Origin of the sequence: Streptomyces sp. NPDC046985 (assembly GCF_040644415.1) — a bacterium.
In the GTDB taxonomy this organism is placed as follows: domain Bacteria; phylum Actinomycetota; class Actinomycetes; order Streptomycetales; family Streptomycetaceae; genus Streptomyces.
In genome coordinates this window covers 48185-66299 of the sequence record NZ_JBEYWK010000017.1, presented here as the reverse complement: position 1 = coordinate 66299, position 18115 = coordinate 48185, and the positions used below count along the sequence as shown (strand labels likewise).

General features: G+C 72.2%; 24 protein-coding genes. 16 read left to right on the top strand and 8 right to left on the bottom strand.

What is annotated here, in order from left to right; genetic code table 11:
- Window positions 1-10 precede the first annotated feature (10 nt).
- Window positions 11-745, bottom strand: a complete 735-nt coding sequence (locus ABZ861_RS22105; protein WP_361632653.1) for a hypothetical protein — start codon at window positions 743-745, stop codon at window positions 11-13.
- A gap of 297 nt (window positions 746-1042) precedes the next feature.
- Between ABZ861_RS22105 and ABZ861_RS22100 the strand changes: the two genes are divergently transcribed.
- The 9 genes from ABZ861_RS22100 (at window position 1043) to ABZ861_RS22060 (ending at window position 6625) form a co-directional block, all read left to right on the top strand.
- Complete coding sequence (locus tag ABZ861_RS22100) at window positions 1043-1447, top strand: hypothetical protein (RefSeq protein ID WP_361632651.1); 405 nt, start codon at window positions 1043-1045, stop codon at window positions 1445-1447.
- A 108-nt stretch (window positions 1448-1555) separates the two neighbouring features.
- On the top strand, window positions 1556-2047 hold the full coding sequence (locus tag ABZ861_RS22095) for a hypothetical protein (protein ID WP_361632649.1): 492 nt from the start codon (window positions 1556-1558) through the stop codon (window positions 2045-2047).
- On the top strand, window positions 2044-2523 hold the full coding sequence (locus tag ABZ861_RS22090; RefSeq protein WP_361632647.1) for a hypothetical protein: 480 nt from the start codon (window positions 2044-2046) through the stop codon (window positions 2521-2523). The genes ABZ861_RS22095 and ABZ861_RS22090 overlap by 4 nt, the downstream gene beginning before the upstream one ends.
- A gap of 47 nt (window positions 2524-2570) precedes the next feature.
- A complete protein-coding gene (locus ABZ861_RS22085; protein ID WP_361632645.1) occupies window positions 2571-3239 on the top strand; it encodes a hypothetical protein in 669 nt (222 codons plus the stop codon).
- Window positions 3236-3493 carry a hypothetical protein gene (locus tag ABZ861_RS22080; protein WP_361632643.1) on the top strand — a complete coding sequence of 86 codons (258 nt, stop codon included), beginning with the start codon at window positions 3236-3238 and terminating at the stop codon, window positions 3491-3493. The genes ABZ861_RS22085 and ABZ861_RS22080 overlap by 4 nt, the downstream gene beginning before the upstream one ends.
- Window positions 3494-3516: 23 nt before the next feature.
- The gene (locus tag ABZ861_RS22075; RefSeq protein ID WP_361632641.1) at window positions 3517-3816 is read left to right on the top strand and encodes a hypothetical protein; all 300 of its coding nucleotides are present in this window, start codon (window positions 3517-3519) and stop codon (window positions 3814-3816) included.
- A gap of 99 nt (window positions 3817-3915) precedes the next feature.
- Window positions 3916-4500 carry a hypothetical protein gene (locus tag ABZ861_RS22070; protein WP_361632639.1) on the top strand — a complete coding sequence of 195 codons (585 nt, stop codon included), beginning with the start codon at window positions 3916-3918 and terminating at the stop codon, window positions 4498-4500.
- Between the two features lie 266 nt (window positions 4501-4766).
- On the top strand, window positions 4767-5273 hold the full coding sequence (locus ABZ861_RS22065) for a hypothetical protein (protein WP_361632637.1): 507 nt from the start codon (window positions 4767-4769) through the stop codon (window positions 5271-5273).
- Entirely contained in the window at window positions 5258-6625 is a 1368-nt protein-coding gene (locus tag ABZ861_RS22060) for a hypothetical protein (RefSeq protein ID WP_361632635.1), read from the top strand. The genes ABZ861_RS22065 and ABZ861_RS22060 overlap by 16 nt, the downstream gene beginning before the upstream one ends.
- Window positions 6626-6717: 92 nt before the next feature.
- On the opposite strand, the gene ABZ861_RS22055 is transcribed toward ABZ861_RS22060, so the two are convergent.
- A complete protein-coding gene (locus tag ABZ861_RS22055) occupies window positions 6718-7611 on the bottom strand; it encodes a hypothetical protein (RefSeq protein WP_361632634.1) in 894 nt (297 codons plus the stop codon).
- Between the two features lie 144 nt (window positions 7612-7755).
- Between ABZ861_RS22055 and ABZ861_RS22050 the strand changes: the two genes are divergently transcribed.
- Window positions 7756-8088, top strand: a complete 333-nt coding sequence (locus ABZ861_RS22050) for a hypothetical protein (RefSeq protein ID WP_361632632.1) — start codon at window positions 7756-7758, stop codon at window positions 8086-8088.
- Between the two features lie 158 nt (window positions 8089-8246).
- Here the strand turns inward: ABZ861_RS22050 and ABZ861_RS22045 are convergent, their stop codons facing one another.
- The 3 genes from ABZ861_RS22045 to ABZ861_RS22035 form a co-directional block, all read right to left on the bottom strand.
- On the bottom strand, window positions 8247-9221 hold the full coding sequence (locus ABZ861_RS22045; RefSeq protein ID WP_361632630.1) for a hypothetical protein: 975 nt from the start codon (window positions 9219-9221) through the stop codon (window positions 8247-8249).
- A gap of 571 nt (window positions 9222-9792) precedes the next feature.
- Window positions 9793-10317: a hypothetical protein gene (locus ABZ861_RS22040; RefSeq protein ID WP_361632628.1), complete on the bottom strand. Its 525-nt coding sequence runs from the start codon at window positions 10315-10317 to the stop codon at window positions 9793-9795.
- Window positions 10318-10466: 149 nt separating this feature from the next.
- On the bottom strand, window positions 10467-10853 hold the full coding sequence (locus ABZ861_RS22035; RefSeq protein ID WP_361632626.1) for a hypothetical protein: 387 nt from the start codon (window positions 10851-10853) through the stop codon (window positions 10467-10469).
- A 276-nt stretch (window positions 10854-11129) separates the two neighbouring features.
- Here ABZ861_RS22035 and ABZ861_RS22030 point away from each other — a divergent pair, with 276 nt between their 5' ends.
- The 5 genes from ABZ861_RS22030 (at window position 11130) to ABZ861_RS22010 (ending at window position 14288) form a co-directional block, all read left to right on the top strand.
- A complete protein-coding gene (locus ABZ861_RS22030; protein WP_361632624.1) occupies window positions 11130-11600 on the top strand; it encodes a hypothetical protein in 471 nt (156 codons plus the stop codon).
- Between the two features lie 73 nt (window positions 11601-11673).
- Window positions 11674-11886, top strand: a complete 213-nt coding sequence (locus ABZ861_RS22025) for a hypothetical protein (protein WP_361632622.1) — start codon at window positions 11674-11676, stop codon at window positions 11884-11886.
- Window positions 11887-11959: 73 nt separating this feature from the next.
- Window positions 11960-12826 carry a hypothetical protein gene (locus tag ABZ861_RS22020; RefSeq protein ID WP_361632620.1) on the top strand — a complete coding sequence of 289 codons (867 nt, stop codon included), beginning with the start codon at window positions 11960-11962 and terminating at the stop codon, window positions 12824-12826.
- Between the two features lie 31 nt (window positions 12827-12857).
- Entirely contained in the window at window positions 12858-13421 is a 564-nt protein-coding gene (locus tag ABZ861_RS22015) for a hypothetical protein (protein ID WP_361632618.1), read from the top strand.
- 231 nt (window positions 13422-13652) lie between these two features.
- Window positions 13653-14288 (top strand): hypothetical protein, encoded by a 636-nt coding sequence (locus ABZ861_RS22010; protein ID WP_361632616.1) that lies wholly within the window; start codon window positions 13653-13655, stop codon window positions 14286-14288.
- A gap of 70 nt (window positions 14289-14358) precedes the next feature.
- Here the strand turns inward: ABZ861_RS22010 and ABZ861_RS22005 are convergent, their stop codons facing one another.
- The 3 genes from ABZ861_RS22005 to ABZ861_RS21995 all read right to left on the bottom strand — a co-directional run bounded on the left by ABZ861_RS22005 (window position 14359) and on the right by ABZ861_RS21995 (window position 16438).
- Window positions 14359-15102 (bottom strand): hypothetical protein, encoded by a 744-nt coding sequence (locus ABZ861_RS22005; protein ID WP_361632614.1) that lies wholly within the window; start codon window positions 15100-15102, stop codon window positions 14359-14361.
- 200 nt (window positions 15103-15302) lie between these two features.
- The gene (locus tag ABZ861_RS22000; RefSeq protein ID WP_361632612.1) at window positions 15303-15536 is read right to left on the bottom strand and encodes a DUF397 domain-containing protein; all 234 of its coding nucleotides are present in this window, start codon (window positions 15534-15536) and stop codon (window positions 15303-15305) included.
- Complete coding sequence (locus ABZ861_RS21995; RefSeq protein ID WP_361632610.1) at window positions 15533-16438, bottom strand: helix-turn-helix transcriptional regulator; 906 nt, start codon at window positions 16436-16438, stop codon at window positions 15533-15535. Before ABZ861_RS21995 ends, ABZ861_RS22000 begins: the two co-directional genes overlap by 4 nt.
- A 182-nt stretch (window positions 16439-16620) precedes the next feature.
- On the opposite strand from ABZ861_RS21995, the gene ABZ861_RS21990 reads away from it, so the two are divergent.
- Window positions 16621-18114 (top strand): hypothetical protein, encoded by a 1494-nt coding sequence (locus ABZ861_RS21990; RefSeq protein WP_361632608.1) that lies wholly within the window; start codon window positions 16621-16623, stop codon window positions 18112-18114.
- Window position 18115: the final 1 nt, after the last annotated feature.

Sequence of the window (18115 nt, the reverse complement as noted above, 5' to 3'; positions counted from 1 at the left end):
TGACGGCGGATCAGCGGCGGGCGGCGGACCGTTCCCGGCAGCGGAGTACGGAGGAGAGCGTGTAGTCGGACACGGTGTTCATCGGGTCGCGGGTGTTGCGGCGCTGCGGGTCGTAGGCGTAGACCCGCGCCTTCGCCCCGAAGGTCCGCATCAACATGACGGCCACGTCGAGGAGTTGCACCTCGCTGGGCAGGTTCGCGAATCCCGGCTCGGTGTGCAGCACGACGAACTGGCGGCGGTCGGCGAACGGGAACTCACCCCGGTGCATCCGCCCAGGGAGGAAACCCCACCGCTCGTCGAAGTTCTCCCAGTACGCGTGCACACCGGCGGACGGGTGTGTGCTGTAGAGCTCGCGGTGCACGACCGCGCGGGGCTCCCGGAGCAGCCAGGTGATCCGGTGGGGCTTGTCCCACATGGCGCCGCTGTCCATGAAGATGCTGTCGTTGGGCGCGGTCGCCGTCCAGACCTCCGGGTCGGTCCACTCGCCGCCGTCCAGACCGGGCAGTTCCTTGGGGCCCACCCCGGCGACCACGGCCGTACTGGTGCCGTCGCCGTTGTCGCGCAGCCACGCATACTCACCGGCGGTGGGGGTGAAGTCAGGGCCGGGGCTCCAGCGGGGCGCGTCGGCGAAGGCGTCCTCGGGGAAGGAGAGCACAACCGCGACCTGTCCACGGCTGTCCGAGCGGCGCGGGTTGTACGTCTGGTTGATGGCGGCCTCTATATGGCGGCGCAGGCTTCGCTTCACGGCTCGTCAGCTCCTTGGCAGGAATCAGGAATAAGGGCGCGGCAGTCCGGGGTGGGCAGCGCGGGGAAGTCCGTCCGGCGGCGACCGGGGGCCGCCGCGTTCGGCGACATCCACACACTATGTCGACTCATAGTTTTAAGCAACATCTCAACAGGGCTTGACTTAACTAGCCACACATTCATAACGTTAAGCAACGCCCCGGCTCGGTGGACACTCGTTCCCTCCGGCCTCTGCCGCCGCACACCCTCGGCCCTCTTCGTGGCTCCGGTGACCGGCTCACCCCCTGAGGAACCCCTGATGCACGACAACAACAGCGCCTCTCCGTCCCCGGACGGCACCGGCCCTCGGCCGGCACCGCGAGACGGGGAGGCGGGCGGCACACTGCCCGAACTCGCGGCGCGAGCACGCGCCGCCCAGGCCGCCTTCACCGGACACATCCGCGAGCTGCCCTCGACCGACGACCTCGGCGAAGAACTGGAGACATGGGCGCTGCGCGCGGTCGACCTGTCCCGCGCCGCCGCCGACGCGATCAGCGCCCAGGCCCGGCGCGCGCACGAACTGGGCCGCCTCACCGCCGCCGAGCTGGCCGACAAGGTGGCGACCGTGGAGGACACCCACGCCGGGAACCAGGAGATCGTCCGCCGGGGCCTGGCCGAAGCGGCTCAGGCCCGTGCCGAGTTCGACGGAGACGACGCGCCGTAGAGCGCACCGCCGCCGAGCGGCGGGGCGCGATGCGGCCGACGCCGCAGCGCACGGCCGCCGCCGCGCCCCCTCCCGCCCCCTCACCGTCACAGCCCCGAGGACACCTCCATGCTGAACACCCTCTCCTGGGACGAGCACCAGACCGCCGTCCGGCTCCCGGACACCACCGCCGCGCCCGCCCGCCAGACCTGGCAGATCAGCGACACCGGCCGCGTCTTCACCGTCCACGGCTCCCACGCCTTCCCCCGCTACCCCATGTACGACATCTACGAGACCACCGGCGGCACGCCCGTGAGACCGGCAACCCGGATCGCGCAGGTCCACTCGCTGATGCGGGCCCGGCTGATGATCGCCAGACTCGCCCGCCCCGCCTTCGCCGCCGACTGGAGCGCCTGGGAGACCGCCCTGGTCATCGGCGAGGGCATCGACCTCGCCACCGCTCCGGTCACCGAACGCGGCACCTGGACCTTCACCTTCGACATCGCCCTCGACACCGAGCAGGAGGGCTACGAGTACACCGCCGACGGAACGCTGCTGCACGCCGCGTTCCGGGCCGCCGCCGACTTCTGCGCCGACCCGTCCCCTGGAGGACTGCTGTGACGACCCACTGGCGGCGGATGGACCGCACCGCCATGACCGGCTCCCTGATCACCTGGCCCACCCACCTGGACAGCTACGGCGGCTGCGGCACCAGCGTCTACGCCCTGTGGCCGGAAGCCGGGGACGAACCCATGCTGGTGTGCTCCCGCGGGCTCCTTCTGCACGCCGTGCAGAAGGAGGAGCCCATCGGCGACCTCGCGCCGTGGCGCACCGCGTTCCCCGACTTCGACGACCACGACATCGAGCGCGCGCAGCAGTCCGACGACCTCCTGGGCGCGCTGCTGCTGGGGACCACCGGAGCGAGCTGGGCGCTGCGCGCCCCCAGCGCCGCGCCGCGAACGGCGATCGCCGACTGCTTCGCCGGGTTCTGGACCGCCACGCCGCAGGACCTCACCGCCGAGGGCCGCACCGTCACGGACGCCCTCACCCGGTGCTACGGCCGCCCCCCGCTGCTCCTGACCGTCCAGGACACCTGACCCCCGCTCCCTCCCCGCCGACCTCCGACCCTCTGGAGAACCCGCCCATGACCGCCACCCCCGCCCAACCCATCCCGCCGTACTCCGGCACGGCCACCGTCGCGCTGGTCGAACTCATCGGCATCAGCGCCTCGTTCACCCCTCTCGAACTGGAGGGCCTCGTGCGTACGGCGGCCGAAGCCGTCTACGGGGACGACGACGACCTCAGCATCCGGCAGCGCGAACTCGCCTCCCGCGCACACGCCCTGATGGCAGAGGAAGTTGAAGACGCCATGGCGCAGCCCCCCGGCGCCGACGGCGGCCTCCCGCCCTCCGGCTACGCCCGGATGCTCGCCGTCAAGGCCGAGCTGACCACCCAGGCGCTCGCCGTGGAGGAGGAGTTCACCGCGCTGCTGCGCGCGCTCTTCCCGCGGGCCGCGTACATGGTGCTGCACATCGAGGAGGACGACAGCTTCACCCTCCGCCGCGCGGTCACCGCACAGGGAGCGGCGGTGCATCTGTTCGACGACCCCGGCTATCCCACGCCCGAGGTCCCGGAGGAACTGGCCCGCGCCTGGCGCCACTTCCCGCAGGTCGAGCTCGACCTGGACCAGATCGTCGGTGAACTGAAGGAAGCGGGAGTCACCTTCGGATCATTGCCCGAAGAAGCCCGCGACCTGGAAATCGACGACCGCTACGGATACATCCCCTCCATCGGCCTGGGGACCACCGCGTGACCCGCCGCCCGCACCCCTGGGAAGCGCAGGCCGAAGCCACCGACTTCGGCGGCGAGAAGGCCCTGGCCGCAGCGCTGCGCACAGCGATCGAGGCAGGGGTGGCCGGAATCGACCTGCTCCCGGACGGCTTCGAGATCACCGGCCCCGACGACGTCTCCCTCTACCGCAGCACCCGCACCTTCCTCGCCCACGGTCCCGCCGCGCTGGCCCGATGGCTGAACGTGCCGGAATCCGCCGTCCACGACGCCCGCTGAACGCACGAACACGGAGAAGAGCCATGCCGGCCGAAACGCAACCGCACGACGTCGCCCTTGCGCCCGTCCTGATCCTCCTGGGCGGGGCCGCGCGGCGCGCGGCCGAAGCCGCCCACGCCGCCTACGCAGTGGCCGACACGCTGGCGTCCGACCCCGCCGTCAGCACCCGGCACACCGCCACCGGTGATCTGCACTGGCAGCGCGCCACCGCGCTGCGCGCCAAGGCCGGTGAGCTGCGCCGGCTGGTGACCGACCCCGCCGCGACACCGGCCGACCGGGTCGAAGCCGCCGCCTCGGCGCACGCCCTGATCGCCTCGCGCTGACCCGCGGGCCCGGCCGCCGGACACCCGCGGCCGGGCCCCGTTGGCGAAGTCCGGGGATCGTCTGGTGGCGGCCTTGTCGGACCGGCGACAATACCGGGCATGAGTCCGGACCTCACCGAGCTGCTGAGCGCGACCGCCGACCTGCTGGACGACGCCGGCCCGCTGGAGCCCGTACGCCTCGCGCTCGCCGGCCGGGACGTCCAGCTCACCTTCGCGGAGTTCACCACCATGGCCGACCAACGCGCCAGCGTGGACCGGCTGGCCGCCGCCACCGGCACCGACCCGGTTCTTAGCGAACTCGGTGCCGACGCCTACACCTACACCCTCACCGCGGGCCTGCCCGGCGGGATGGTGCTGGTCGCCGGCACGCATCCCACCCTGGGGCGGTACCAGCCGGCGCGGACCACGTCGACGGCGGCCACCGCGGCGCTCGTGCGGTCCCTGCGGCCCTGGGCGCAGGCCCTGGCCGCCCTGCCGGTCGACGTCACCGGGCTGGAGATCACCGACGACGCCCGGCGGTTAGCGGTACAGCTGCTCGTGGACAGCGCCGGCGACCCCGCCGCGGCGATGTCCGCGGCCGCGACCGGCGTCACCTCTCTGCGCACCGGCCCCGGCGACCCCTTCGGGATCGACGGCCGCGGGCGCCTGCCCTCCGGGCACCCGGTCCTCATCAGCGTCATGTAGCGCGCCGCCCGTCCCGGCCGGGACACCTCACCACGCCGTAAGTGAGCACCTGGGTGGACACTAATCATCGCTGTGTGTACCTTCTTGCTCACTTTCCGTGCGTCAGGTGAGGTGGCCGTGCCCGTTCCGTTCGACCAGGTCCTGACCGCCGGGGACGTCCCCGGTCTGGAGGACGTTCCGCTGTGGCGCGACACGCGCCGCCGGCCCTTCCAGGCCCAGTGGGGCGGCGTCACGAGGTGCGCAACCACGACGACGGCTAGATCGCGGTGAGCCGGACCGCCGAGCCCACGGCGGTCAACTACCCGTTGGCCCTGGAGGCCGAGTACGCCTTCCACCGCGCCCTGGCCGAGACCGTGTTCGCCGACGCGGCGGTCAGCAGGGGCTGGGACGCCGGCAACCGGGCGGCGGCCGGGCGGGAGCCGGGCGGCGAGCGGTGGGCCGCGGCGTGGATGAGCAACGGCGTGCCGGGCTTCTCCGAGCACGACACCTGGAACGAAGCCCACCGGGCGGCCGCCCGGCAGCTGGACGAGATGGCCGACGGCCTCGTCCTGACCGGCGACACCCTCACCGCACAGATCGCCAGCGCCCACCTGCGGCGCTGCGCGAACCAGGTCCGGGACACGCTCCTGACCGCCGAGCTCGGCGAAGCGGTCCGCCTGGGCAAGGGATGGATGCAGGAGGAGCGGATGGTCACGCAGATCGCCCACGGCCTGGAGGTGAATCGCCGCTTCGTGTACCGGGTGTTCGAGGGCACCGAGTGGCGCTGCCCGTGACCGGCCCGCGCCGCCCGGCCTTCCGGCCCGGCGCGCCGCCGGCCGCTCGCGGGGGCGGCGCGGCGGCCCAGGCGGCGCTCGACCGGTTCCTGTACGGCAGGCCGTACGCCGATCTCCTCGCCCACGGCCCCCGGCTTCCCCTGAACACCGCCTGGCGGCGGCTGCTGCACCGTACCGGCGCGGTCGAGGCCGTCCGGGCGGCCTGCGGCGGGTGGGCGCCGGCCGCCGACGCCCCGGAGACGGAGCAGACCATCGCCGCGCTGGTTCCCGGGTCGGGCCCGTACGCCGACACCGTCGTCGACGTGGTCGCCGCGGCCGGCGCCACGCTCGACGACGCGCGGCGCCGCGATGAGTCCTTCGCCCGCTGCGACGACCGGTGGTCCGGCGGGCGCGGCGCCCTGCGGGACCTGGTGCCCGCCGACGTCGGCGCGGTGCGCAGCCGGCTCGCGCCGCCCGGCGTCCTGCTGGCCCACCATGGTTTGGCGACCCCCGCCCACCTCCAGGACGGTCGGCTGCTGCGGGTCTCGGCCGGGCTGGCCGCCTACAGCTCGGTGCCGCACTTCGTTCCCGGCCCGCTCGCCGAGGACGCCGCGACCACCGCGCCGATGGACGCGGCGACCCGCGCGGAGCTGACGCTGCCCGCCCCCTCGGTGCTCGCCTTCCACGACGGCGTCCCCTTCGGCGCCGTCGCCGACGACAGCGACCTGGTCGAGGCCGCCGGGCAAGGGCGGCTGCCGCTGGGCGACGAGCCGATGGTGATGGGCGGCGTGCTCACCGCCCGCGCGGACGGGCGCCTGGAGGAGGACCTGGGCTGGCTGCTCACCGCCGCCCTCGACCGGCGCAGCGGCAACCCCGCCTACTCCCTGGTCCCCGTCCCCCTGGGCGCGCACCCGGCCGGGCGCGCCCTGTACGGATACGCGGCGCTCCTGGCGTTCGAGGACTGGCGTCCGCCGCCCGCACTGCCCCGTCGCGACGGGACCGGGCGACCGGGCCGGGAAGTCAAGAAGCTCACGCGGACCTGGCAGGCCCGCGACGGCGGGTTCCACGGAGTCCACGCCCTCGACTACACCCCGCCACCGGAGGAGCTCACCGCGCGGGAGCACTCCGGCGCCGACGCCGGGGAGCTCGCGGCCAGCACCTGGCGGCGCGCCCACGTCCGCCCGCGGGTGCGCTACGGGATCCGGGACGCAGCCGGCCGCAGGGTCGGGCCGGTGTACAAGGAGCACGCGGTGCTCGGGGTGACCTACGAGTACCGGCGCCGGTGGGTGCCCCGGGCCCGGATCCGCCCGGACCTCCCGCTGGCGGACCGGGAGACGGTGTACCTGCTGAGCGGTGGTGCCGGCCGGGGATGAGGCGCGGGGCCCGGCGCGGCCGGTACGAGGACGGCCCGCACGGGCCGGCGGGAGCCGGGGTGCGGGCCGTGATCGGTCGGGCGGTGGACGGGTCAGGTCTCGCGAGCGATGAGGATCAGGGCGCGTTCGCGGACGAGGTCGCTGTGCACGTTGGGGTCGGCTCCCGGGGGCAGGGCCTCCATCGCCTGGCTGATGGCGGCCAGCGCCTCCTCGAAGCGGCGCAGCCGGCGCAGTGCCGCGGCCTTGCGGAAGAGCGCGACGGCGTCCGGGCCGCGGGTGAAGGGGGGCCGGTCGAGGAGGGCGAGGATCCGGTGGGGCTGCTCGGGGAGGTCGTGGCCGAGCCAGAGGCCGTGCAGCAGCGCGTGGGCGACCTTGGGGTGATCGGCGGCCTCCTCCATCAGCGGGTCGATCAGGTGGAGTCCGTACGGGTCGGACCGGCCGAGCAGGGCGAAGGCGTGCAGGGAGCGGCTGAAGGGGTCGAGGTCCGCGGTCCGGCCGCGGCGGGTGAACAGGTCGGCCAAGGCCGCGCAGCGGAAGTCGTAGCGGAGCCCGAGGCCGTACAGGTGCAGCCGGGTGCGGGAGGTGAGCGTCGGCTCGTCGCCGAGGGCCTGGTCGGCCGTCAGGTGGACGAGGGTGCTGCTGCCGGCGGCGCGGGCCTTCCAGGCGAGGTCGGCGCAGAAGCGGGCGGACTCCTGCCAGGACGGCCGGATCAGCTCCGCCCAGTACTCGGCCCGCTCGGTCCACGGCCCGACGAAGTGGTCGGCGACGTCGTGGGCCGCGATGTCCAGGACCGCCTCACGGGTGGGCGCCAGGAACGCGGCCCGCTCGAGGACGGCGTGCAGGTTCGGTGAGTGCAGCAGCCGGCGGGCGGCCGCCCGGCGGGCCCAGGCTGCGGTGGAGGGGAGCCGGGCGTAGGCGGCCAGCGCGGCCGTGGCGTCGTCGAACCAGGTCGCGCAGGTGGCCGGGTCGAGCAGGGTGTCGGTCATGGGAAGAACCTCTTCGTCCGATGGGCGGGGATGCCGTACGTCACTAGAGGTGGGCGCGAGACCCGGGGTGTGACAGGCCGGCCGGCGGAGCCGGGTCCTGCCGGAGCAGGACCCGGCTGCGGACCGGGCCGGTACGGTCAGCGCATGGACTCGTCAGTGACCGCGACCGCCAGTGCTCCGTTGCTCTCCGGCGTGCGGGAGGCTCTGCGGGCCGGGGGCGTGAGCCAGTTCGGAGACCGGCCGGGGCTGCCCCACCTCCCCGAGGTCGAGACGTGGCTCGTCGACGGGGACGTGGTCCTCAAGGTCACCGTGGCGCCCGGGGAGCGGTCGGGCGCCAAGGAGATCCCGTCCCGAGTGCACGACGCCCTGCGCCGCGGCGGTTTCACCCTGGTGCCCGACGCCGGCGCGCCCGCCGTCACGTCGCCGGCGGACGCGCTCGCCTCGGGCTGGGCCGTGCGCGTGGTCAGCCTGCGCTGACCGGTCCACGCTCGAATCTCCGGGCCGCGGGCCGGACCTTCCGGACTGCGTGAAAGCGAGCAGGCCGTGCCGGGCAGTGTGCCGGGGGACGAGGAAGCCCCGGTGCGACACGGCCGGGGCCGGTCGCGCCGGGGCGCGGGGTGAGGGTGGAGAGGGGACTACGCGAGCGGAGCGGTGCGCCGGACGCCCCCGCGACGGCCCAGGCGGAACGCGGTGCGGTAGACGTCGGGCATGTCGAGCTGTCCGCTGGTGCGGCGGCTCAGCATGCCCGTGTGGACCAGTTCCTCCAGCAGGAGCGGGTAGTTGGCCGGGTGGCGCGGTCCGGTCCGGGCGCGGCCCGGGTCCGTGACGGCCTGCTGTGCCAGTTCCTGGAGCCGGTCGCTCAGCGTGGCGCGTGCCCACAGCTCCCAGACGTCCTCCTCCCAGATCGGGAGCTGCTGCCCGGCGAGCGGTTCCAAGGCGATCCGGACCCAGGGCTGCGCCTGGTGGAGTTCTGCGGCTCGCGCGCCGCAACTCACGCCGTGGCGGTAGCTGTTGTGGTGCAGCGGTCGGTCGTGGTCGGGGTGATCGCGGCCGGTGGTCTCCAGCGCAGTGGCCAGGGCGGTGAGGAACGGGCGCGGAGTGACGGTGCCCAGGGCGTCCTGGAGGTAGCAGCCGAGGTAGTTGTAGGTGAAGCCCTGGCGGGCGTTGATGCCCATGTACCGGCCGACGAGGGTGGTGAAGACCTCCTCCTGCGTCTTCGCGTCGCCACCCAGTGCGGCGGGGGCGAGGAACCGGCCGCTGCCGTCCTGCTCCCAGGAGGGCCAGGCGGCGCGGAAGGCCGCCGCCTCGGCGCTGCCGTGGTTGCCCAGGAGGTGGAAGAGCAGCCCGTACAGCTCGGTCCGGCCGGTACGGCCGAGGTAGTCGGGCCGGCCCCAGGACAGGTCGGCGGAGCGGTTACCGCTGGTCAGGAAGGCGCGTTCGGCGCGGGGGACGCCGGTCAGGGCTCCGTCCAGCATGTCCGGGCGGATGAAGACCTTCGCGCGCAGCCGGGTGGTGCGCCGGGACAGCGCGAGGGCGACGTTGAGGACACCGGAGGCGAGGTGCTCGTCCAAGGCGCGGTCGGGGTGGAGCCGGTCGAGGGCGTCGAACACGACGAGGCGGACGGTGTCGGCGGACCGCGCGGCGCTCTCGAACTCGGCCAGGCAGCGGTCGGTGGCCCCGGGGTTGCGACCAGCCAGTCGACCCGCTCGGTCCAGGTGGGCAGTCCGGCGAGGTCGGGGACGCCGAGGGCGGTCAGGGCGACGGCGCTCCACAAGGCGGTCGGCTGTACGCCCCATCCGGCCAGGGCGCGCAGTTCGCCGGCCGACGGCTGGAAGGGATCCGGGCCCTCGCCGAAGGCGGTGACCGTCTCGGTCCGCTCCAGCCGGGGCATGCGGTACTCGCGGGCGGCGACCGCGCGCAGCCGCGGGTCGGTCAGGGCCCGCGCCCAGAAGGACTTGCCCTGCCCGGCCGTCCCGCGCACCACGGTGCTGTCCGCGTACAGGGCCGCGCGGTGGGTGCCCGGGGTGCACATCATCGAGACGGGGAGGGAGCGGGCGTCGGTGGCCAGGGCCGCGGACAGCGCGTCACGCAGCAGTGTCCGGTGCTCGGCGACGGAGAGAGTGCGAGACATCATGTCCTTCCAAGGTGGGATTCCGCGGCGTCGGTCGGGTTCCGTTCCGGTCACCACCAGTGCCGGAACAGGTAGTCGCCGCGCGGGATTTCGCCGCGGCGGATGAGATCGGCGAGGATCAGCCTCAGCGACGGGGAGAAGGCGCGATCGGCGAAGAACCGGTCCTCGAACACGGCGCCCTCAAGGTCTTGCGTTCGTGGCGGATTCGCCTCGACAGTGGCTGGCGTGTTCTCGTCAGCGACGCGGATGCTCAGCCAGTAGTCCACCGCCGTCATGCCCGTCTTGACGACGCTCTCACCGGTACGGGAGTCCCGGCCCATGTACATCTTGACGTCGTCGAACGCGTCGAGTGCCTCGAAGTAGTCATCGCTGGAGGTGAATTCGTACAGCTTCACGCTGTCATTGCCGATGTGTTCGTCGTCCCGCTGGCATCCGCGCAGCGAGTTGTATGCCTTGCCGTAGACGCGCTCGGCAAGGGCTTCGATCGGGATGTGACCGTTCTCGGCGGTCGCCCAATCAGCGTGTGGCTCCAGCACGTAGATGCTGTAGGGCGTGTACTCGGGTGCATCGGGCATGACGGATCTTCCTGATGGGTGGTTAGCGCATGGTGGCCAAGAGGAGCGCGTGCGACTGGGGAGCCGTTCCGCACACAACCTAAGCTAACTCATAGAATTAAGCAACACCGTCGATGCGTTGAGGAGTCCGCGGACAGGGGGCCGGCGAGTCAGGGCCGGGGCGGCCGGCCGGGCGCGATGTAGTGGCGCAGGGAGACGGTGAGGACGGCGGCCGCGGCGAAGCCGGCCAGCACGAAGGCAAGTCGGGCCAGGACGGCGGGCAGGCCGTGCGGATGCGGAACGATACTGTCGCCGGCCACCTGGAACAGGAGGAACAGGCCGACGTCGGCCAGCATCAGCAGGGCCACCCGGACCCCGAGCGGCAGGCCCGCCGGGCCCTTGAGGCGCTGGCTGTCGCGGAGGTGCTGCATGTGCGGCGCGAGGCGGGTGGCGCGGGGTTGGGAGACGGCGGGCATGCCGCCGCATCCGCAGGCGACGACCACGATGTCACGGCCCTCCTGCACCGAGGTGACGATGTCGTCCTCGATCAGCGGCACGTGACGTCCGTCGTCGATCGCCCAGCGCTCCAGCGCCCGCAGCTCCCCCTCGTGAATCCCGGCGGCCCCGTTCGCCGCCGTCGGCGCACGCGCGAAAGCCTACGCCGGGGCCACTCCTTGGGGACCGCGGAGCATGAATCCTCGCATTGCTTAATACTATGAGTACGTGTATCTTTGAGTTGTCGCCGGGAGCAGGAGAGCCCAGGTCGGGACCTCACCGTGCGATCCCTCCGCACCTTCGCAGCGCCGTCCGGCGCATCCTCACGGGAGACACCTGTGCCCGATTCCGTTCGCCGACCCGTCTTCCCCTCCCGGTCCGCCGGGGCCCGGTGGCGGCGCTGGGGCGTCCTGTACGCCCTCCCCAGCGCCGCCGTGGCCCTGAGCAGCGCGTGGCTCTACCACCCGCACACCCTGGCCGACTTGCTGATGGCGGCTGGCATGGTCACGACCGCGGTCCTCGTGTTCACCGCGACCATGCCCCGACGCACCCGGGCCAGCAGCCTCACCGTGCGCCGGGCCGACCTGACCGTCGTCGACGCCGACCCCGACCCCGACCCCGACGGCGGCAGCCCGAGCGACATCTACGAGCTGCGGGTCTTCGACGTCAGCGTGCTGGTGCGGCTGCGCGAGCAGTGGAAGGGCCAGCGCCTGGTCCCCTACGTCCACGTCGACATCGAGCACGAGGCCGACCGGCCCCGGCTGCTGCTCGTCGAGGTCGACAACCAGGGCGAGAGCGAACACCGCTGAACCACGCCGCCCGCCCGCGAACACCCGGCTCCCGCGCCGGCTCCCGTCCATCCCCTGACCGAAGGAAGACGCCGTGGAACCCGAGTTCTCCCCCGGAGACCGCATCAAGGTCGTCGTGTGCACCGACGAGCACGACCCCCTGCCCGCCGGAGCGACCGGCACCGTCACCCGCTGGGACCCCCATCCGCTGATCCGGCAGCTCGGCATCGACTGGGACGCCCCGCACGCGCACCGCCGGCTGATGCTCACCCTCGTCGCCGGCGGCGACCGCGTCACCCGCATCTGAACCGTTGCCGGGCGGCCCCGACCGCCCGGCAACGCCACCCCGCCCGTCCGCACACTCCGGGAGCCGTTGCACCATGACCCAGACCACCGTCGCGTCCGCCGCGGAGATCCGCGCCGCGATCGACTTCGAGTCCGAATACGTCGTCCACGCCCGCGACGGCGGCACCTGGACCCGCCCCGAGGCGGCCGAGCACCGCACGCTGCACGGCATCGACGTCTGGCACACCGTCCGCCGCTCCCGCCACTACTGCGCCGACGTCCACCTCTTCGAGCACGGCGTCCTCACCCTCGCCAGCGCCACCGCGGCGCTCCGGTTCATCCCGGAGGCCACCTACCAGGAGTACTTCTGCTCCTCCGAGGACTGCGAGGACTCCACCGCCGACGGCGAGGGCGAGGACGGCCTGTGCGGCAACTGCGCCGACCGCGCCTACGCCGCAGAATGCGCAGGGCAGGACGAGGAGACGGCCGAGGACGCCGGCCACGCCGCCGTGTCGCCCCCGTCGGCCGGACCCGCGCAGCTCCCGGCACCCGCCGCCGCTCCGTACTCGCCCGCCGACGTCCGCCGGGCCGCCGCCGACGTCCACCGCACGCTGCTGTCCGCGCTCGACGGACCGTCCGGCGTCAGCACCGTCCTCCGCGACCGACCGATCCCCAGCGCAGCCGGAACCGGCACCGTACGCACCTGGCGCTCCCTCGGCGAGGAAGAGTCCGCCGCGGCCTACGGCGCGGTCCACCGGCTGATCACGGACGCCCCCGACCTGGCCGAGGGGGCCGTCCGTATGGCCGCCGACCGCCTGGTACCCGACGCCGAGCCGCTGACCCGCTGGCAGGACGACGAGGCCGCCGTCCGCGTCCACCTCTCCTTCGCCGACCACGTCACCGCCGACCAGCGCGCCGCCATCCACGGTGCACTGCGCGTGGCCTTGCGCACCGCCCTCTGACCGCCCGCCCCCGCCACTTCCGGAGACCCCCGTGACCACGACGCCCAAGCCGCTGCCCGACCAGTGGACGATCAGCCTCCACACCGTCGCCAACCTGACCATCCTCACCCTCCACGACGCCGACGGAGTCCAGCGCGAGATCGGCTTCCACCCCCTCACCCCGCCCGGAACCGCCGACCGCACCGTGACCGCGCCCGAAGACATCACCGAGCCCGAACTGCGCGCCAGCGCGCACAAGCTGATCGACACCTTCTACGAGCGCACCTCCCGGGCCCAGGCGAACGCCGACGCCTTCGGCGCGGCCGTCCCCGACCAGCAGGACCTCTTCGACCGGCTGCGCTCCGCCGTCCCCGGCAGCCGGGCCGACCTCGACCACGAGGCACTGACCATCGTCCTCAAGCTCACCGCCGCAGGGCCGGCCGCCGGAGCGCTGCTCACCCTGATCACCCGCTGGCCCGGCAGCACCACGAACAACGCACCGGGCGAGCAGGCCAACGGCGTCGACCAGGAGCTGCACGACGACGGCGTACTGACCGTCGTTCTCGGCCAGGCCCGTGCCGAGGACTTCCTGGCCTGGTACCGCGACCAGCCGTGAGTCGTCAGCGGTGCGCCGGACGACTGCACCACAACTGCCTCCTCCCCCCGCCCGGCGATGGCGAAAAGGGCAGCTCAACACCTCAAGTGCATTGCTTAATACTATGAATCTAGGTATGCTTGGAGCACCTTGAGGCCGCCAGTCCGGCCGATCAGCCCCAGGCCCACGCCCCGCCCATAAGCGCGGGCCGACCACTGCCTGGGGACTCCGCACCCACGGAAGAGAGCAGCCATGCCCATCTGGGAGAAGCGCACCGTCCTCATGCCGAGCAGCCCCCTCGGCCTGTGCCGCGACAAGCTGGCCGACGCCATGGCCACGGCGCTGCACGCCGTCGAGGCGCGCGAGGGCGAGCGGCGGGGCTGGGACCGGCCCGCCCGCCTGTTCACCATGCACCTGGCGGACATCGACTCGCACTCGATCGAACTGCGCGTGGTCCCCACGCTCATGTGGAACAGCTGGGGCATCAACCCCGCCGACGCCCTCACCCGCCTCGCCGGACACCTCCCCGACCCACCCGCCGAACCCCGGCGGCGTGAGTACGCCGACTCCCCGATCACCGGCGCGGCGCTCATGTTCGAAGGATGGGGGCGCCCCGGCGACCGGGAGCTCACCGAGTCCGAACAACGCAAGGTCGAGCGGGGGATGCGGATCAACCACCTCGCCGCCGACCGCATCGAGACCCGGTGCGTCTACGCGGCGGACATCAACCAGCACCAGTTCCACGTCTTCCGTGTCCGGGGCGAGGAGGCGCGGGTGTACTCCAGCGCCAAACTCGCCGCAGACACCGCGACCTCGGGGTCGGGACGCATCCCGGACGCCCTGAACCGCATCGTCCACGCCCTCCGCGAAGGACGCCGCGTCTTCTGACCTCCGATGGCTGCGGGCCGGACAACACTTGTTGTCCGGCCCGCAGCCATCGGAGGTCGCCCCGCCCATCTCAGCGCCCCGGCTCGCCCAGCCCGTCGAGAACGGCGGCCAGCCGACCGCGCGGCACCGGCGCAGCACGGACCAACAGGTGCGCGAGCGCCAGCCCGGCCTCACGCGCACCGCGCTGCCCGCGCGAGCGCGTCCAGGCCGACACGGCGTTGTCCAGCGCCCGGGCGGTGTCCGCCGCCGGCGAGCCCAGCGCGTACCGGCCCGCGGCCGCCACCGAGAACAGCCGGGCCGCCAAGACCCATTCCCGCGCCCGGAGCGCGAAGTGGCCCTGCAACTCGGCGGCCAGAACCGTATGCGGATGCGCCTCCCCCAGGTCGGCCCCCAGATGCGCCGCCAGGCGCTCCGCCGCCACCAGCGCGCCGTGCCACTCCCCGGCACGCTCCGCCGCCCGCACCAGTTCCAGGAGATCGTGCCGGTCCGGCATCCCGTCCATCCACCGCGGGTCGACAGGCTCCGCAGGCAGCCGCCGAGGATGACCGCCGGCAACGGGAGCCGGCCCGTCCGGACCCAGGAGGTAGGCGTCCACCGACCCGCTCCGCCGCGCGACACTCGTCCGGACCGGCGCGCCCCCGTCCCGCCCTGCGTACCGGCGCCGCAGCAGCCGCCAGGCCGCCTCGCTCCCGTCGCCGGCGCGGTGCAACGCCTCCTGGACGTGCACACTGCCGTCCTCCAGCAGCAGCACCGTGAAGTGCGGCTCGATCGGAACGGCGGCTGGCTCTGCCGGGGGTACGACGTGCTCGGTCATCGGGAGTCCACTTCTTGCGTACGGGTGCGCTATCCCGAATAGAGGTGAAGACCGAGCCTTCGGTGTGACGAGCCGCGCTAATAGCATCGGACGACGGACGAGATGCCCGTGTGACGAGCCCCGGCATTGGGCAGAAACGTTCGGGCCGGCCCCATCTGCCGTGGGGCCGGCCCGCTGTCGTGCGTGGGTTCAGCTCGGAGTCACAGTTCGAGGATGAAGTCGAAGTCTGTGTCCTTCGCGCCGAGCAGCCACGCCTTGGCCTCGTCCGGGGTGTAGACGTGGGGCAGGCGATCGGGGTTCTGTGAGTCACCGATCAGGACGTACCCGTCCACGACGGCGACCCGTACGCAGTTCCCGCCACCGCCGCTGTACGTGGACACCGTCCATTCGACCGACGTGAGGTCGAATGCGGACGGGTCCGGCTTTTCTTTCACTGTTCTAGCTCCTTGATCCTTTTCTTGAGACGCGTGCGCGTCTCGTCGGGGTCCAGCGCCCGCTCCCACAGAATGGTGAAAGCCGCTGTGTAGCGCTGCACATCTTCTTCCCCGTCGAAGTACAGCGAACTGACCATCGTCTCCACCCACACGACCTGGCGGGCAGCCTCGGGGAAGGCCATGGTGACGAACGGGCCTGCGGCCCCCGGATGTAGTCCGACTGCTTCCGGCAGGATGCGGATGGTGTTGCGGGAGTCCTCGGACTCCTCCAGGCTGCGCTCCAGTTGTCGGCGCGCCACCGCCCGGTCGTCGACGGCTGAGCGTAGAACCCGCTCGTCCACCAGGGCGTGGAACTCCGAGAGTGCACCTTCCCGTACCTGCTGCTGCCGGTCCATGCGGACGTCGACGAGCGCCTTGACCTCGGAGGGACGCAGATCCGGTCTCATCTGGGCGATGACGCTGTGGGCGTAGTCCTCACTCTGGAAGAGGCCCGGCCAGATGTCGCGCTCGTAGTTGGACAGCGCGGTGGCCCTGCGCTCCATCTTCAAGAACCCCTCGAACTGCATGGGGCCCAGGAGGTGCGCGTTTCTCCGCCAGAGGGCGGGGCGCGGGCGGCCGGCGGGGGTGGTGTCCGCGCTCAGGAGGGCCAGCGTCTCGGAGCGTTCCGCGGCATTGACCTGGTAGACCTCGAGCAGGGCCTCGACGAGGTCGCGGGCGACTCGGCGGCGCTGTCCGCGCTCCAGCCTGCTCAGCCCGCTCTTGTCGATCCTGACACCGCGGCGGCGCAGCACTTCGTGGTCGGCGACGTCACCTTGGGTGAAGCTGCGGCGTTCGCGAAACTCCTCAAGGCGCAGGCCAACTTCGCTGAGGGTCAACGACCACGGCGTCTTCGCTTCTGGCATGGTGGCCAGTCTGACGGCTCGCCACGGCACCTACAAGCAATATGGTCGAGCAATTTGCTCGACCATATTGCTAAGGGCTCGTCTTAGGGAGCATCCTAGCCAGGGTCACGAAGTGTGCAGCGCCCGTCGCCACGTGTGGAGGCGCTCCGCTGCCCGTACATGCCCAGGGAGGAGCTTCCGCGATGCGCCGGACGCTGTTCAGCCTCCTTCTCAAGGACCGGAATCTGCTCGGGTGGGAGGCGTTCTGCGTCCACTTCGCGGCGACTGGTCGTGAGCTCGCACGCGAGACCGGCAAGCGCCGACTGGCCACGGCCAGTGTCGGACGCACCACGTTCGACCGGTGGTCGTCGGGCACCTGGTCCGGCCGTCCTCGCGGCGAGGCTGCTCAGATCTTGGAGCGCATGCTCGGACACACCCTCGAGGAGTTGTTCAGCCTGGCGCCCGAAGTGGGCGAACCGGCGGCAGCGTTGGAGTCGGTGGCTGCGCGGATCGGCTCACGCTGGCCCACGTCCACGTTGCTGCTCCCTGCTGGCGGACCTGCTGGGATCTGGGAGATCTCCGGGCAGCAGCGCCTCGACGGCACCAGTGCTGCCGTCCATCTTCTCCCTGTCATCAGACGAGGCGAGGAAGCCAGCGTGCACGGGCTGGACCAAGACGGACTAAGTGACCTGGAGCGGTTCTTACGGCCGGCGCGCCGCGGGTTCCTCGTCGGTGTCGAGGAAGGTCGGGACGACGTCGACGTGTACGTCCGCGACGCCGCGGCCGCTCGCAGGCCCGCCCTGCCCGGAGCACCCGCCGCCGGGCCGATAGCAATCCCCTCGGCGTACCATTTGGACGACCTCTCCTACGGCATCCTCTGGGCACTCACCCAGCTCGATGACGGCCTCTTGTCCGATGATCAGGCGCTCGACGCCGAGCAGGATCTTCTTGACACCTACCTGTCCCTGCCCCGCTCGGCTCCCAGCCAGCTGCTGGTCAACCTGTCGACGGTCGGTAGTAGTTGGATGGGATCGGTGTTCTGTGCCCGGCATATCCAGCAGGAACTGGTGGACGCGAGGGAAGTTCCGATCTTCTGGACTCGTGAGCAGACCGGGGAGGAAGCCGCCTGCTGGCTGTTCTTCAGGCACAAGCTGGAGTACTTGCGTGCTCTTGAGCGGTTCCACAGTGCGGCAGCGCAGACCGTCCGAGTCTTCTGTCTTCCCGAGTCGGCGGTGGCGCGCTCGGAGAAGTACGAGCGGGTCTTGCTGCTGCTGGCCATTGCCCTGATGGAGCGCTGCGGGATCCGTGTGAGGGTGGTGCCGAAGACGGAGTACTCGGAGGTGGACGGGGTGGCCCTGGTGCCCGGTCAGCAAGCCGTCGTGGCCAACTGGGTGCGGGCGCCGGGCGGCGTGTTGTGGGCGGCCGGCAGTACGTCGTCCCGCGGAGAACTGCGTTCCTACGCAGGCGTGTTCACCGACGCGCAGGGTGCCGACGTGCTTGTCGGCGAGGACCCGGCAGGCCGACTTCGGTCCCTCGCGGACTACCTGGGCCTGGACTGGAACTGGTTGACCGCTCGCTGCCACGCTCTGGGCGAGTACGGAGTGGCCGGCCTCGTTCGGCCCCGCAGTCGTCTGCTCACCGTGGAAGCGCTGGATGAGACCCTTCTGTTCCTCGGCAAACTCGGCTCGCCCCGATGAC

Coding starts and splice junctions, on each gene's coding strand:
- ABZ861_RS22070 (WP_361632639.1), top strand. CDS start 3,916: ATGAGTCCGGACCTCACCGAGCTGCTGAGCGCGACCGCCGACCTGCTG.
- ABZ861_RS22075 (WP_361632641.1), top strand. CDS start 3,517: ATGCCGGCCGAAACGCAACCGCACGACGTCGCCCTTGCGCCCGTCCTG.
- ABZ861_RS21990 (WP_361632608.1), top strand. CDS start 16,621: ATGCGCCGGACGCTGTTCAGCCTCCTTCTCAAGGACCGGAATCTGCTC.
- ABZ861_RS21995 (WP_361632610.1), bottom strand. CDS start 16,438: ATGCCAGAAGCGAAGACGCCGTGGTCGTTGACCCTCAGCGAAGTTGGC.
- ABZ861_RS22050 (WP_361632632.1), top strand. CDS start 7,756: ATGGACTCGTCAGTGACCGCGACCGCCAGTGCTCCGTTGCTCTCCGGC.
- ABZ861_RS22100 (WP_361632651.1), top strand. CDS start 1,043: ATGCACGACAACAACAGCGCCTCTCCGTCCCCGGACGGCACCGGCCCT.
- ABZ861_RS22020 (WP_361632620.1), top strand. CDS start 11,960: ATGACCCAGACCACCGTCGCGTCCGCCGCGGAGATCCGCGCCGCGATC.
- ABZ861_RS22040 (WP_361632628.1), bottom strand. CDS start 10,317: ATGCCCGATGCACCCGAGTACACGCCCTACAGCATCTACGTGCTGGAG.
- ABZ861_RS22095 (WP_361632649.1), top strand. CDS start 1,556: ATGCTGAACACCCTCTCCTGGGACGAGCACCAGACCGCCGTCCGGCTC.
- ABZ861_RS22055 (WP_361632634.1), bottom strand. CDS start 7,611: ATGACCGACACCCTGCTCGACCCGGCCACCTGCGCGACCTGGTTCGAC.
- ABZ861_RS22005 (WP_361632614.1), bottom strand. CDS start 15,102: ATGACCGAGCACGTCGTACCCCCGGCAGAGCCAGCCGCCGTTCCGATC.
- ABZ861_RS22010 (WP_361632616.1), top strand. CDS start 13,653: ATGCCCATCTGGGAGAAGCGCACCGTCCTCATGCCGAGCAGCCCCCTC.
- ABZ861_RS22085 (WP_361632645.1), top strand. CDS start 2,571: ATGACCGCCACCCCCGCCCAACCCATCCCGCCGTACTCCGGCACGGCC.